The organism is Vibrio sp. 2132-1, assembly GCF_033344315.1.
Window position 1 is genome coordinate 1 of record NZ_JAWPON010000570.1, and the last position, 598, is coordinate 598.

Sequence of the window (598 nt, forward strand, 5' to 3'; positions counted from 1 at the left end):
CCTGATGTTATTGTTGGTTGGAATGTTATCGACTTCGATTTTCGTCTCCTTCATAAACGTGCGGAATGGCACAACATGAAGTTGATGTTGGGTCGCGCCGATCAGCCAAGCTTCTTTCGTAGCTCATCCCAAAGCCAACAGGGGTTTATCTCAATTCCCGGACGTGTAGTACTCGATGGCATTGATACACTAAAAACCGCGACTTATCACTTTCGGTCTTGGTCATTAGAATCGGTTTCACAAGAATTACTCGGTGAAGGCAAAGAGATCCATAACGTGCATGACCGTATGGACGAAATCAATCGCATGTATCGCTCCGATAAGCCTTCACTTGCCAAATACAACCTGCAAGACTGCGTGCTGGTAAACAAAATCTTCGAGCACACTCATCTCCTCGCGTTTGCTATTGAACGGTCGAGGTTGACGGGAGTTGAGTTGGATCGCGTCGGAGGCTCAGTCGCGGCGTTCACCAATCTTTATTTGCCACAAATTCATCGAGCAGGTTACGTCGCACCCAATTTGCACCCTGAAAACTGGATTGCGAGTCCCGGCGGTTACGTAATGGACTCTATCCCTAACCTTTATGACTCAGTTTTAG

1 protein-coding gene is annotated in these 598 nt (G+C 47.3%); it reads left to right on the plus strand.

Annotated features, from left to right (window positions below; translation table 11 throughout):
• Positions 1 to 598 (plus strand): 3'-5' exonuclease (locus tag R8N47_RS26700; RefSeq protein ID WP_318186299.1); only part of this gene is annotated, 598 nt, incomplete at both ends.